The following is a 14,258-nucleotide window of genomic DNA, read 5'->3' on the forward strand; positions in this document are numbered from 1 at the left end:
ACAACTAGAATGTTTTGTCAAAAACCTGAAATAGAGATGGTTGGAAATAATTTATGAAGCACTGAAAAAGCAGGGACCGGGTATTTTCTCCCCAGTTGGGGAAAAACGCCCCAACTGGCTATTTGAGTTTTTCCCGCAATGTCTTCCGGTCGATCTGCAGGATTTCGGCAGCCCGCGTTTTGTTTCCTCCCGTATGCGCCAATACGCGGCGGACGTAATCCCGCTCCATCTCCCGGAGGCTTGCGAAACCATCCTGGGGAAAATCAATCTGGAATTTCAGGTGGCCCGGGAGGTGTTCCGGCCCCACGGTACCATCGCTCATAATTACGGCGCGCTGGATGACATTCTCAAGTTCCCGGATATTGCCCGGCCAATGGTAGTCTTGCAGAATCTGCAGGGCCTCCGGGTCGATCTTCAATAACCGATCCCGGTATTCCACCCCGTATTTTTGAAGGAACCGGGTGGTCAACAATGGAATGTCCGATTTTCGGTCGCGCAACGGGGGGACCTCGATCTCCACTACGGTGAGCCGATAGAATAAATCTTCTCGAAACTCCTTTTTGGCAATCGCTTCGCGGAGGTTGCTGTTGGTCGCAGCGATAACACGCAAATCTACCTTCTCGGTTTTGCGGGAGCCCACTTTGGTGATTTCCTTTTCCTGCAAGGCACGCAGTAATTTTGCCTGGACAGCCTGGGAGGCCGACCCGATTTCATCGAGGAAAAGGGTTCCCCTTTCTGCTGCCTGAAAGAAACCTGTCCGTGTTTCCCGGGCATCCGTAAAGGCGCCCTTTACGTAACCGAACAGTTCGGCTTCCTGCAGGTTTTCAGGAATCGCAGCACAGTTGACCGCAACAAAAGGACCCCTGGCGAATTTGCCCGAATAATGCACCGCCCGGGCTACGAGTTCTTTTCCTGTCCCGCTTTCCCCGTGGACGAGTAAGGTGGCCCGGTTGTCCCTGACACGTGAAATGATTTCCACCAGGTTCCGGAATGGTTGGGAATCACCCACCATCTCGGCGTATCCCGCACCGGTGGAGAGGGTAGGGGCAGTGGGGGCATCTGGCTTCCTGCTGTCGGATGCAAGGGCCTTCCGGACAGCTTGTTTCAACTCCTCTCTGGTAAAGGGTTTGGTGAGGTAATCCGCGGCCCCGGACCGAAAGGTTTCCTGTGCTCCCGCCACGGAGGGGTATCCCGTAATGACCAGTTTGGGCATGCCCGGGTAGTGCTCCTCCGCATATCGGACCAACTGCAGCCCGTCCACTTCCGGCATCTGTATATCGGTTATCAACAAATCAATCGGGGAGTCCTTCAGGATAAAAAGTGCCTCTTTGACGGACAGCGCTTTGAAAGTGTGGTAGCCCAGCGACTGGAGATGGCGCTGTAACAGCTCCAGGATGCCGACGTCGTCGTCGACCATCAGGATGTTTTCTTTCCGCAGGCCCATTAGTCCAATTTAGGAAAATCCACGGTAAACACCGTACCCTTTGGCCGGTTAGGCTTGTGGGTGATCGAACCTCCGTGGCTGCTTACAATGCCATGGACCACACTGAGTCCCAGGCCCGATCCCTCCCCCAGGGGCTTTGTCGTAAAAAATGGTTCGAAAACTTTCTCCGAAATAGCCGGATCAATTCCACTTCCCTCATCAGAAACCGAAATGAGAACACGGTTGTTCTTTTCGCGTACCGCTATGGTAATCCGGCTTTTTTCGGGTGAGGCGTAAATAGCATTCATTACCAGGTTAAAGAGGACCTGAGTTATCTGAATCCGGTCTACGTGCAACTGGATGTCCCGGTCGGGCAGGGTAGACGAGTAGGTTAATTGCTTGGAACGAAAGTTTGGGGTTAACAGGGAAACCACCTCTTCAATGGCCGTGTTCAAATGGATAGATTCCACTTTTTGGGGGATCTCGCAGGCAAAAAACATAAGCTTCTTTACCACTTCGCGTGAAAAAATGGCGTTCTCGATAATCCGGTCCAGGTCTTCGATTGTTTTTGGGTCGGTAGCCCGTTCCTGGATCAATTCGGCAAAACCCAGGATGTTGGCCAGTGGCGTATTGAGTTCGTGCGCAATCCCGGCCGTAATTTCACCCAGGATGTTCAGCCGGTCCGTTCGCTCCACTTGCCGCCGGATCAGGGCTTCCTGTTCCCGGATATTTTTACGCTCCATCAGGCTTCCAAGGGCCAGACTGACACTATGGAGAAGATCCCGTTCCTCTTCCAGAAAGTCTGAATGCCCGTATTTCTGTGTCGGATATCCCACGCGGATTTCCCCTTCGGGCTCGTTAAATACCCGGATGTCAGTGGACAACATGAGCAGGTCCTCCCGGAATGCCGGAGTGTTTGCCTCAAATTCCCCGCACCGGATGGATACCTCAGCATCTGAGGCGTATTGCCAGGCCCGCTGCAGGCATTGCGCGATGGCCGAAAACGAATCTTCCATCCGGTCGAAATTCGTGTTTACGATAATGGAAGTCACCTCGTAGAGGCAGGTCAGCTCCTTGATGCGTTCCCTTAACTTGGCTTCAGTATTATTCATCATTCCGCATTGGATTTGGCATTCGCCTGAGCTCGCTGGGTGCCGTTTCGCAGGGTTCGGGAAATTAGTTAAATTTTGGATCATCCCCCAAAAAGCCGGCAAGATGGCGCCGAGCGAGGAGGGGCAACCCTGCTCAAAGTTATTACATTTGCACTGGCGATTTGCATTGGCGATTTGCAGGCAACGGGAGCTTCAATTTTTGTTTGGGGGGCTTCGGGTGCCTGGCTGGAGTTTTAAATCTATAATTGAAGTATGCAAGAGAACCTACCGCACATCCTGCTCGATTTCCTGGTCGATTCAGGGGTCAGTGAGTCGGTGGCGCAGCAGATCAACCTGTGGCTTTTGTTGCTGGTGATCCTGCTGGTCGCCTGGCTGATGGACCTGCTGATCTGGAAGGTGTTGCGCCTGGTTTCCGTCCGGCTTTCCCGCCGAACGCGGACCCGGTTCGACGATTTCCTGGTGGCCAACCGGGTACCGAGGTATGTGGCCCATATCTTCCCGCTTCTCTTTTTGATGGAAGTTTTGCCGCTGGCCTTTGTGGATTTTGAGTACATGCAGCGACTGGTAGACCGTATCCTCATGGTGATGGGCGTTTTGCTGGGGCTGTTTGTGATCAAAAGCGTACTATCCAGTGCGCGGGATTACCTCAAGACGCTGCCCCACCTGCGCGACAAACCCCTGGACAGCTATATACAGGTAGTGATGATCTTTTCCTGGATCGGCGGTATCCTGACCATCCTGGCCATCCTCACCGATACGACCATCTGGAAATTTTTTACAGCCCTGGGGGCGGCGTCGGCCGTGGTGTTGCTGATCTTTAAGGACTCCATCCTGGGCCTAGTGGCGAGCATACAGGTGAGCATCAACGATATGGTGCGTATCGGCGACTGGATTACCTTTGAGAAGTACGGGGCCGACGGGGACGTGATCGAGATCAGCCTGGCGACGGTGAAAGTGCAGAACTTCGACAAGACGATCACCACCATCCCCACCTATGCGCTGATTTCCGATTCGTTTAAAAACTGGAGGGGGATGCAGGCCTCCGGGGGCCGCCGCATCAAACGCGCCCTGCATATCAGCCAGCGGAGCATCCGTTTCCTGAGCCCGGAGGATGTGGAGTCCCTGAAGAAAATCCAGCTCATCGGGCCGTACCTCGCGGACCGGTCGGAGAAAATCGACGCCCACAACGCCCAGAACAATATCGACAAAAGCCTGGCCATCAACGGCCGGAACCTGACCAACATCGGGGTCTTCCGCAAGTATATCCAGGAATACCTGGAGAACAACCCGGCCATCCACAAGAAGATGACCCTGATGGTGCGGCAACTGCCGCCAACGGCCCAGGGAGTACCCCTGGAAATTTACGCCTTCAGCCGGGACAAGAAGTGGGAGAACTACGAGTATATCATGGCGGACATCTTCGACCACCTCCTGGTGGCCCTGCCGTATTTTGACCTGGAATTGTTTGAATTCCCGGTGCATTTTCCGGGGGTAGCGGATGCGTAGGCGGGTTTGTAAGCGGGCTGGTTTTTAGGAGTACCTCGCTGCGCTCATGGTCCGGACCGGGTGGTATTGCGGGCGATTTGGGAACCCAATTATTGAAAACCTTGTGTTGATCAAACTTGGATATAATTAGGATTTTATCCGACTTTGTCTGGTTCGGTTATTTGGGTGAGGTTTAAATTTGAACCTCCACTTTTTTGAATTTTTAGGTTAAACCGTATGCCAATATAAATTGTCCTGTACTTAAAAAGGACCGGCATCTATTGAGATAGCCAGGTTCGATTACCAGTCCCGGACGGTTCCCCGATGCCAGAAATGACCACTTGCGGCATCACTTTCTAGTAAATTCAATAGTTCCAAAGCTACTTCACCTGGGTTTCGCGTAGCCTGACTCCCGCCCATATCGGTTCGAATCCACCCCGGGTCAAAGGAAGAGACCCTTATATTTCTGTCGACGAGTCGTTCAGCCAGCACTTTCGTATACATGTTCAACGCTGCTTTTGACATTTTGTAATGCGGTTGGTAGGGGGAAGAGGAACCGCTAAAAGAACCCCAATCTGAGGCAACGTTTATAATATGGGCTTTCGGTCTTAAAAGAGGAAGCAGCCCCTCAGTAAGGGCCACCGTTCCAAAAAGGTTAACTTCGAAAGTTTGTCTGAGCAATTCCTGAGTAATTTCCGTTGAATCCCATTCTTCCAGCAATATGCCAGCGTTGTTCACCAAAAAGTCGAGTTCAATACCCTCCATTTCAGAGACAAAAGACCTGATGGAGTCCGGATCGGACAAATTAAGTGCAAAACCGCTAAATTGTGCATGTTCACAGGAATGAGCGCCAGTTGTGGAGGTGCCTATTATCTGGTAGTTTCGGATCTCCGCCAATAGCTTGGCTGTTGACAGGCCAAAGCCCCGGCTGGCTCCCGTGATGATACCGACTTTTTCATGAGAGTTTCTCATAAGGCGTTTTTGTTCATTAAAAAGAAACGCAAAACAGGGGTTTACATCTGGTCTTTCCCCGGTTCCTGGTGTTATTGCGTCTCTTGCTTATTACTCAGGGCAACTGTTGCAATTTCCCGTACCAGTTGGGTGGGCGATATACAATCGCAATTGGTGAGTCCTACTACATAGAGGTCTTTTTCGGGTAGGAACACCCCCATCGATTTAAAACCGAAAACGCTGCCGCCATGTTCGATGCTTTTGGCTCCTTCTATGGTCTTTATATGCCATCCATAACCGTATTCAACTGGGCTGCCGTCGGCCAGTTTTTTTGGGCTCAAGGCCAATTCCAAAGTCCTCCGTGTCACCAGCTTTTCGGTTTGGAGGGCCCGCTGCCATTTCAGGAGGTCATCCGATGATGCCATGAGTGCGCCGGAGGCGTAGGGTATATTCATGCTGATGTGCAATTTATTGGTGTAACCTTTCCTGTTGTGGTAGCCATACGCCCGATTGGGGACGATTTCCCTGTAATGCGCATAGCGGGAATCGGTCATTCCTGCCGGAGTAAACAATTCCGATTCGATATACTCTTCATAGGATTTCCCTGAGACCTTTTCAATGATGTAACCGAGCAGCACATACCCGGAATTATTGTATTTGAATTGAGTTCCCGGCTTAAAGTCCATTGGTTCGTTCTTGAAGAAATCGATCAGTTCTTGGGGTCTGAGGTCCTTCCGGGCAATTTCCATAATGGATCTCATGCTTGTGAAGTCCTTAATCCCTGAGGTGTGGTTGAGCAAGTGGTGGATGGTTACCGAACCTTCGGGTGTTGGATAATCTGGGATAAACCGGCGAACGTCGTCTTCCAGGTGCAGTCTTCCTTCTTCCATGAGTTTCAGAATGGCGATGGCCGTGAACTGTTTGGTCATTGACCCAATCTGGAATACCTGATCGGGTTTCATCGGTACCTGCAATTCCAGGTTGGCCTGCCCGAATGCCTTACGGTAAAGGATTGAATCACCGCGGGCCACGAGCACCACTGCTCCTGGTCCTTCTGAAGGTATTTTTTCGGTAATAAGCGAATCAATTTGACTATTCAGATTCTGAGCAACCGCTAAGCCGTGCCAGCAAAAAGCGCAGATATAAAAGAAAAAAACAAGAAAAGCGTTCGTTACCATTTTCATAAAATGAAATTTTTAAGATTAATGAGATTGTGTACCACTGGCGAATGGTCCCAGTTTTTGTACCTCTTCCAACATCCGGTTGATATGTGACCGATCTATCCACCTTCCCCGAAGGATAACCCCAGAGATCTTGCGGCTATTCCGGATGTCTTCAAGCGGGTTGTCTTCCAGTAAAACCAGGTTAGCCTGTTTTCCTATTTCAACAGTCCCTTCCAGCTTTTCACGGCCCAGGTAGCGGGCCGGGATAACCGTACTGGCCTTCAGGATTTGATAGGGGCTCATGCCGGCCTTGTTCAGTAATTCAAATTCGCGGTGCAGGGAAATACCTGGCACTGTAAAACCGAATGTATCGCTTCCGGTCATCAGGGGGACTCCCTCCTTGTGCAGAAGTCTGGTGTATTCCATCATCCATTCAAAATATTCCCTCAGCACAGGAAGTGCCTCTCTGCCTTTTATATTTTTTCCCTTAAGGTCTTTTCGGTACGGATTATCTTCAGAAACCCAGTAATCGTAATCGCCGGCAAGCATGTATTTAGCCTCTGGTACTCTTGGGAGATTTTTAAACACAGGATCGTCTAGATAGCGCAGGATGTCTTTAAACACCACCAGGGTAGGAGCAATGGTCACTCCGCTTTGGGCAATTTGACGGAGTGAAGCCTGGAGAAATAAAGGATCGACCCGTTCTTTGTCGGAGTAGATATATACAAACTCTTCCACGTGCTCGATAGACCTCATTTTAACGGAAAATTTCAAAGGCATCTCCCGTTGGCCATGTCCGATAACCGGGATTCCTGCCTTGCCGGCCTCATCAATTAAGGCCAGGAATTGTTCCTGCGGCAGGTTGTCGGCCAATTTTATGAAATCGTAGCCTCGATTGAGGTGGTTCCGGACCGTTTCTGAAATGGTCCGGCTGTCAGCTAAGTTTTCTGCCTTCAGGTAAGGCCCTGTGGTATAATAATTCGGACCAAAAAGGTCTCCGCTCCGTACCTGGTCCCGGATGGTAATTTGGTCTTGCCAGTCATATTCGCCCATGTTGCGGGCAGTGGTAATCCCATGGGCCAGCATCAGGTTAAAATCGCGCTGGATACCCCCTTCCCGGTTGCGCCAATGGTAGTGCATCTCCGAAAAACCAGGCATCAAATATTTTCCACGACCATCGATTAATGTAGCCCCTTTATTACTCATCTCACTGTCGCTCGGCCCCAGTTCGATGATTTCATTTCCCTGTATAACGACCCGTTGGTTTTCCAGAATAACTTCCCCGGTCATGGGAATCACATTTACGCGGTCTATGACCAGTAAGGCTTTCTGATCGATCTGTGCCATTCCCACAGCCAGTGCCGCTTGGAATAGGATGGGTATAAACAGTTTTTTCATTCCTTCATTCTTTGAGATTAGACCTTTGATAAGGTGGTAAGGTTACGCGCCGGAACCATAGATTATGCACCCGGCCATTGGAGATTCGCAGCCCCTCGGTTGAGTCGTTTTTTTGAACAAATCGAATGTGTTGAAAGGGCCAGTCTCCCTTAAATGTCTGGTTTTGTGTTGGTCTTAGCGGAATAGTACCGTGACGGGGATGATAGAGTGATATGCTACCATTTTGCATGCGGATGCTTACAAAAGTTTCCACTTCCGGACTGTAATAAGTCCCTGCAAGGGTTTCTATGGCCTGGAGACTCACTGTATCTTTTTCCCGTGCTTCAGGTCGCTTATTCCTTCGTGTTGTCCAGCGGACTTCCACACGATCCGTTAGCAGGATGTGAGCAATGGCATCCGACAATTCCCCGACCCGGGTGTTGGAAAAATTAGACAGTATTACAATGTTGAGGTGATTTTTCGGATATATAGCCACAAAGCTCCTATATCCGCCAATAACCCCCGCATGCTGAATCCGGTCGCGTCCTTTTTGGCGGTCTACGAAAACCCCGAATCCGTATAAATTCGGTTCTCCGTTAAGGAGAGGGTCCAGGCTTGTCAAAGCTTGGAATCGATGTGCCCACCCGTCTTGTGGATCATAGAAATTCCTGGTCCAGCTGAGCAGGTCTCCGACAGATGTGTACATATTCCCGGCTCCTGTATACCCCCAGTATGGAGAAGCTCTTTCATAAACGGTGTCATGACTGTGATAATATGAGGTAGCTCGCATCGGAACAACATTCTGATAATTGGGCTCAATCGTGGTATTCTCCATTCCCAGCGGTTCAAAAATCCTGGATCTTACCCATTGGTCAAAGGCCTCGCCATTTATATTTTCAAGGATGCGTGCCAAAACAACATAGCCGGTGTTGGAGTATGAAAACTGGCTTCCCGGAGGAAAATTAAGCTCCCGCTGCAGATGTATAAAACGCATCAGGTCATCATTAGTTCTGAAATCGTCCCCCCGCCATCCTGCCAGGGCAAGCAAGTCGTGGAGGCTGCGCAGGCCACTGGTATGGTGGAGGAGGTGTCGGATGGTAATAGGTTGGTCGAATCGGGGAAACTCAGGAAGATACTTTTGGACTTCCTCATCATAACTAAGTTTACCCTCTTCCTCGAGGATCACGATGGCCATAGCGGTGACTTGTTTCGCCAGGGAACCCGTGTTAAATGTTGTTTCGATGGTATTGGGTATGTGGTACTCAAGGCTGGAATAACCGAAAGCTTTGGTATATATCGTATTTCCTTCACTCATAATACCCACCACTCCACCAGGGAGTTTGGTTTGAGGCCCAGAGGCAAACAAACTATCTATAGCTGCCAAATGAGTTGTTTGTTGTTGTCCTTGTAGCAGTGTAACCTGTAGTACGAGAAGACTTAACCTCATGGCACATCTCAATGGGTTTACTGTTTTTCTATAAAGGGTTGCTGTATACATTCAAGGGAGATTTAGGGTTCGTCCTCTACCCCTCAGGGTTCCTAACAGCCATATAAAAAGAAACCACAGACAGAAGAGCGATTCTGCAATCAGTGCAGCAAAAGTGACCATGGTTTCTGTGATAAGGGTATATTCTGGAAAAAGGAGGAAGATAAATCCATCGACCATATAGGAAAGCCCCGCCAATATCGTCAGAAGAGCCAAGATATCGGGTACAAAAACCGCGTCCAGGAAAAGTCGGCCTAAAAGGGTCAGGGAAATACCAAAAAAAATACCGCCGATGAGATAGATGTAATCATGTATTTGGAGCACTGATCTCATCTGGTTCTGTCTTTCCGATATGTTTAAAGGGTCCAGTGCGTTTGCTGCAGAACCGGAAGGTAGTAGCAATTGTAAGAGCCATATAATGCCCACAACCAATATTACGGATTGAACGAGGCGAAAGATGGCTGCTAACTTTGCAATGTCCCTGTTAATGGATATAAACAGTACAAAGAGGAGGTAGGCAACCACAATATCGCAGAGCACCATCAACAAATCTGCCGCGAGACTGACCCGGAGAGGACCTTCTTCAATCATGATTCGCCCTGAGAAATCAAATCTCCGGCCTACCTCTATCCAGGAAGCTCGAACCCAGAAATGCGCATAAAGCCCACAGCTTATTATTAAGGCATATAACCATCCGATTAGACCAATGATTCGGATAGATTTTGGGTTTTCTGGCAATGTAAACATCTGTGGCTAACCGTTTTATAAATTGAAAGTCAAAACTAAAGGACACAGGGGTGGATTTCCTTAACATAGGTTAAGAAAACCGGATCAATAAGGACTGAGATCACGTATTATGGCGCAAAAGAGTAATGCGCGGATTGAATAGCTCTTAAGGGGAACTTGCCAAGACCTATTTATGAAAAAGTGTTTTTCGCACTTTACTAAGGTGTTCCGGGGTGGAACCCAGATAGGATGCTATCATGTATTGAGGGACTCTTTGTTCAATATCCCTGTAGGTTCGGATAAAACGTGCATATCGTTGCTCCAATGGTTCACTCATCGAACGCAGGGTGCGTTTTTGCAAAGCCACATAGGCAGATTGCATTTTCAGGCGGAAAAAACGTTCGATTGGGGGTAAACCGTCAAAGTGAGACTCAAGGGCATCACGATGGATCTGCAGAACAACGGAAGGCAGTATCGCTTGTATAGTGTCCATGGCGGGGGTATTGGATAGGTAGCTATATAGATCGTTAACCCACCAGCCTGAAATACCGAACTGTATGGTATATTCACTTCCCTTTTCATCCATATAAAAGGCGCGCAGGCACCCGTCGGAAACAAACCGCATATGATGCGATCTCTCGCCTTTCTCCAACAGGATCTGCTTCTTTCCGAGACGAACAACTTCAAAAGACCGGAGAAATTCTGACAAGTCGGTCTCTTCTATGGTCACAAGCTCCCGAATATTCGAGATCAAGGGCCGGTATAATGGATCGGTTAATAGCTGTATTCCAGACATAGTATCAACGAAAGCCAGAGAAAGGGTTAGCTCCCGGGAAGCTAATCCTGTAATAAGATAAGGAATATTTGCGGCGATGGGATAGAAGTTGAAAGAATCCGAATTCTTTCCCCGGGGTTTCTGTGTGCTCATGAGGGTAATCTATTTTGAGAAGGCTGCTTTCTTAAGATAGATTATGAATAATGAATATGCTGATTTTCAAATTTGTACCCAGAAGTAGAACTCAATACAGAAACCAATGAAAATCATTAAAGTCTTAATTGCGTCATTAATAGCAGGTATTGCCCAGGCACAAACCGATCAGGTTGGTAAAAGCCCCTGGGGGCCGGAAGATGAAATTGGCACCCTGAACCATATGACGGATACCAGTCGCTTAAAGGCCTTGTCGGGAATATCTTCAGGGCGTGTTTATGATCTGAGTTTTGATTACTTCGTGGGCATGCCCAGTTTTCATAGTCTGGGTGATCCAAACTACCAGTACTGGCTAACCCATACCCCAAGGGGCACGGTGGTAGATAATCCGAATGGACTGGGCGAGGATATGAACCGGTTGGTAAGTTATACCGGGGATGCCATTTCCATGTATACGCATATGGGTACACATATCGATGCGCTTAATCACTTTGGTTTGAATGGGAAAATCTGGAATGGCTTTTCGGCTGACCGGCACCTGGGAGATAAGGGATGGCAAAAAGCTGGCGCAGAAACCATTCCGCCCATAGTCGCCAGGGGGGTATTAATAGATATTGCGGCGAGTAAAGGGGTGGACCGTCTCACCGAAAATTATCGGATTACAGTGGAGGATTTAAAGCAAGCATTGACACGTCAGAGAATACAAATCGGATCGGGCGATGTGGTATTGATCCGCACAGGGCAGGGAAACCTGTATCCCGATAGGGAATCCTACCTACACGACTACGCCGGCATTAGTCTTGAGGCCGTGAAATGGATGGTGGAAGATCAGGGAATCATGCTTCTGGGAGCCGATAACCTGAGCTTTGAGGCTTTTCCCCCAGAACGCGAGGACAATTGGGTGCCGGTTCATACCTATTTGTTAGCAGAACGAGGCGTCATGTTTATGGAACTCGTGAACCTGGAGGAGTTGGCGGCTGATCAGGTTTATGAGTTTGCCTTTATAGGTGCGCCCCTGAAACTCCGGGGAGCCAGTGGAGCACCTATGAGGCCACTGGCTATACCGATACGCTGAATTCATATTAAGCCTAAAATCGATTGGGATGAAAACTGTAACGCTTTATTTACTGGCTTTTTCGGGCGGTGTGTTTCTGGCCATCCAGGCTGGGTTTAATTCAAGACTTAGTTCCATTTTAAAAGAGCCTGTGGTGGCATCTGTTTCCACCTCGGTTTTCAGTGTCCTGTTTGCCGGAGCATTCCTAATCCTGGCAGGAAAGGAATGGCCCACCCTGCACCAGGCAAGACAGATTCCCTGGTATTTATGGGGAATAGGCGGCCTGTTTAGTGTGCTCGGAATCTCACTTTATTTCTACACGATTCCCAGACTCGGGATTTCCCGGATGATTGCTCTGGGACTATGCGGGCAACTCCTATTTTCCTTATTCGCCGGTTACTTCGGTTGGTTGAACCTCCCGTATGAGCCTATCACCATGAAGCGATTCCTTGGCGCGGCTGCGATGATCGTAGGCATATTACTTATTAACGCTAAATAACATGGATGTAATTCACGAAAACATACAGAACCTGACATCGCTCTGGCGTTGTGCGGCAAGTCCCTTTAATGGTGTAGTGGAAGGAGAAGGATATGGCCTTGCCCGAATTCCGGATACGGAATGGCCCAATAAGGCCTGGATTGAAGACTCTTACCCTCTTGCAAGCCGTGCTCTTACCGAAATCCGGACCCAGATGGACCCCGATATGACATTCGTGGTCTTTGGCAAGCCTTCAGCGGCGCTGTCTGCCAATTTAGAACAAATGGATTTGCGATTGAAGTCACAACTTACGGCAATGTCCATAGAACCACGGAAGGTACCAATTCGTGTTTCGAATGTCGTCATTCGAGAGGTAAAGACTCCTGAGGATATCAAATGGTGGAGCCGTGTCTTTGCTTCTGCTTTTGGTTATAGTATTGTTGAAGCCGTCCTTGCCTCAACCCTCAAAAAGGTGAATTATTTTCTGATTGAAGATGGAGGTATCCCTGTAGGGACGCTGGCTCTTTATCAGACTGGAGGAGTTACCGGCGTACACAGTATGGGGATATCTCCAAAGGCCAGAGGGCGGGGGCTGGCCACCCAGGTCATGTACCATGCCCTTGAATCTGCCCGTTCCTACCGGAGTTCCCTGGTTACCCTGCAAGCCTCCGAAATGGGACGAGGACTTTATGAAAAACTGGGATTCCGCCAAGACTTCATTCTTAATAATTATAATTAAATCCTTATATCATGAAATTACTCGAGAACCTCAACTGGCGCTATGCCACCAAAAAATTTGATCCTTCCAAAAAGATAGAACAGGAAGATTTGGGACGATTGATGGAAGCGGTACGCTTATCCGTCTCCTCTTACGGGTTGCAATTCTACAACGTACTGGTAATCGAAAACCAGGAGTTGCGGGAGAAACTGCGGGAAGCTTCCTGGAACCAGGCTCAGATTACCGATGCCTCCCACCTCTTTGTATTTTGCAACTACACATCTCGCGATGGCCGGCATATCGATGAGTACATTCAAAACATCTCCCTAACCCAGGGGGTTCCCTTATCGGACATTTCCGGTTATGGAGATTTTATAAAGAAGAGCTTATCGGCGAAAAGCGATGCTCAATGGCATGCATGGTCTGAGCGTCAGACCTATTTGGCATTATCGAACCTGTTATTAGCCTGCGCAGACTTAAGGATTGATGCCTGCCCCATGGAGGGTTTTGAACCGGAGAAGTACAATGCGATTCTTGGACTGGATAAACAAGAGTTGAATGCGGTAGTGATCGCTCCCGTGGGATATCGGTCTGAAGAGGATGAAACCCAGTTTCGGAAGAAAGTCCGAAAATCCAGAGAGTCTCTATTCCAATTACTAACATAAATTACAAAAGATGTCTGATAATAAAATTTCTAGTAATATGGCTACTATGTTTAAATTGATAGTCTTTATTATAGTTTTTGGAGGGATTGCTGTAGGAGCTTCCCAATTTGATTTTGCCCGATTAAACTCTAATGAAGTAAATCATGAAAAAATGACGCTGAGATTGGAACTATTTACAACCAATATTGAAGCCACGGTTACATTTTATCGAGAAGTATTAGGATTTGAGATGCTGCCAACATCGAGTAGTACCTATCAACCGATCGGGAAAGGTAATGTAATACTGGGTATCGGATCTCTGGAAAGTTTAAGTGAGGATCATCATTTTAATCCCGACAGGTCGGACAATCCCTTTGGGTACGGTGTCGAAATAGTATTGGAGGTTGATGACGTCCACATGGCTTATAAAAGGGCTTTATCTGCGGGTGCTCCGCTTGAGGGGAAACTTGGTAAAAGGCCCTGGGGGTTGACTGATTTTCGGGTGACCGATCCCAACGGATATTATATCAGGATAACCTCTAAACCATGAAATAGCCGAGCGGGTTATTAAATTTATACGCTAATCGGAGAACAGCTCTGATTTGTTCGTCATGGTAATTAGGGTGGCTTTATAAATTAGATAAAAATTAAATATAGCGATTTGTGAACCTGTCCATGATCACTTAATATATTGTTTGAAAGACAATAGACAT

General features: G+C 48.5%; 14 protein-coding genes. 6 read left to right on the forward strand and 8 right to left on the reverse strand.

Going from position 1 to position 14,258, the window contains the following annotated elements:
* Window positions 1–118: 118 nt before the first annotated feature.
* Complete coding sequence (locus RB2501_RS07355) at window positions 119–1,444, reverse strand: sigma-54-dependent transcriptional regulator (protein WP_015754136.1); 1,326 nt, start codon at window positions 1,442–1,444, stop codon at window positions 119–121.
* Entirely contained in the window at window positions 1,444–2,538 is a 1,095-nt protein-coding gene (locus tag RB2501_RS07360) for a sensor histidine kinase (protein WP_015754137.1), read from the reverse strand. The genes RB2501_RS07355 and RB2501_RS07360 overlap by 1 nt, the downstream gene beginning before the upstream one ends.
* Before the next feature lie 249 nt (window positions 2,539–2,787).
* Here RB2501_RS07360 and RB2501_RS07365 point away from each other — a divergent pair, with 249 nt between their 5' ends.
* Window positions 2,788–4,041 (forward strand): mechanosensitive ion channel family protein, encoded by a 1,254-nt coding sequence (locus RB2501_RS07365; protein ID WP_015754138.1) that lies wholly within the window; start codon window positions 2,788–2,790, stop codon window positions 4,039–4,041.
* 279 nt (window positions 4,042–4,320) lie between these two features.
* Here the strand turns inward: RB2501_RS07365 and RB2501_RS07370 are convergent, their stop codons facing one another.
* The 6 genes from RB2501_RS07370 to RB2501_RS07395 all read right to left on the reverse strand — a co-directional run bounded on the left by RB2501_RS07370 (window position 4,321) and on the right by RB2501_RS07395 (window position 10,651).
* Window positions 4,321–4,992, reverse strand: coding sequence for an SDR family NAD(P)-dependent oxidoreductase (locus tag RB2501_RS07370; protein WP_015754139.1), 672 nt, complete (start codon window positions 4,990–4,992; stop codon window positions 4,321–4,323).
* 71 nt (window positions 4,993–5,063) lie between these two features.
* Complete coding sequence (locus RB2501_RS07375) at window positions 5,064–6,155, reverse strand: serine hydrolase domain-containing protein (RefSeq protein ID WP_015754140.1); 1,092 nt, start codon at window positions 6,153–6,155, stop codon at window positions 5,064–5,066.
* 18 nt (window positions 6,156–6,173) lie between these two features.
* Entirely contained in the window at window positions 6,174–7,532 is a 1,359-nt protein-coding gene (locus tag RB2501_RS07380; protein ID WP_015754141.1) for an amidohydrolase family protein, read from the reverse strand.
* A 4-nt stretch (window positions 7,533–7,536) separates the two neighbouring features.
* Complete coding sequence (locus tag RB2501_RS15780) at window positions 7,537–9,009, reverse strand: serine hydrolase domain-containing protein (protein ID WP_049764842.1); 1,473 nt, start codon at window positions 9,007–9,009, stop codon at window positions 7,537–7,539.
* Window positions 9,010–9,744, reverse strand: a complete 735-nt coding sequence (locus RB2501_RS07390; protein ID WP_015754143.1) for a DUF4386 domain-containing protein — start codon at window positions 9,742–9,744, stop codon at window positions 9,010–9,012. It lies immediately after the preceding gene.
* A 166-nt stretch (window positions 9,745–9,910) separates the two neighbouring features.
* Window positions 9,911–10,651, reverse strand: a complete 741-nt coding sequence (locus RB2501_RS07395; RefSeq protein WP_015754144.1) for a Crp/Fnr family transcriptional regulator — start codon at window positions 10,649–10,651, stop codon at window positions 9,911–9,913.
* Between the two features lie 106 nt (window positions 10,652–10,757).
* On the opposite strand from RB2501_RS07395, the gene RB2501_RS07400 reads away from it, so the two are divergent.
* From RB2501_RS07400 to RB2501_RS07420, 5 genes are read left to right on the forward strand one after another with little or no spacing between them, the layout of a single operon-like run.
* Window positions 10,758–11,726 (forward strand): cyclase family protein, encoded by a 969-nt coding sequence (locus tag RB2501_RS07400; protein WP_015754145.1) that lies wholly within the window; start codon window positions 10,758–10,760, stop codon window positions 11,724–11,726.
* A 28-nt stretch (window positions 11,727–11,754) separates the two neighbouring features.
* A complete protein-coding gene (locus tag RB2501_RS07405; RefSeq protein ID WP_015754146.1) occupies window positions 11,755–12,204 on the forward strand; it encodes a DMT family transporter in 450 nt (149 codons plus the stop codon).
* A gap of 1 nt (window position 12,205) precedes the next feature.
* Window positions 12,206–12,922, forward strand: coding sequence for a GNAT family N-acetyltransferase (locus RB2501_RS07410; RefSeq protein ID WP_015754147.1), 717 nt, complete (start codon window positions 12,206–12,208; stop codon window positions 12,920–12,922).
* 11 nt (window positions 12,923–12,933) lie between these two features.
* Window positions 12,934–13,566 (forward strand): NAD(P)H-dependent oxidoreductase, encoded by a 633-nt coding sequence (locus tag RB2501_RS07415; RefSeq protein ID WP_015754148.1) that lies wholly within the window; start codon window positions 12,934–12,936, stop codon window positions 13,564–13,566.
* A gap of 10 nt (window positions 13,567–13,576) precedes the next feature.
* Window positions 13,577–14,095: a VOC family protein gene (locus RB2501_RS07420; protein ID WP_238528113.1), complete on the forward strand. Its 519-nt coding sequence runs from the start codon at window positions 13,577–13,579 to the stop codon at window positions 14,093–14,095.
* The last annotated feature ends 163 nt before the right edge of the window (window positions 14,096–14,258 follow it).

Source organism: Robiginitalea biformata HTCC2501, assembly GCF_000024125.1.
Taxonomy (GTDB): domain Bacteria; phylum Bacteroidota; class Bacteroidia; order Flavobacteriales; family Flavobacteriaceae; genus Robiginitalea; species Robiginitalea biformata.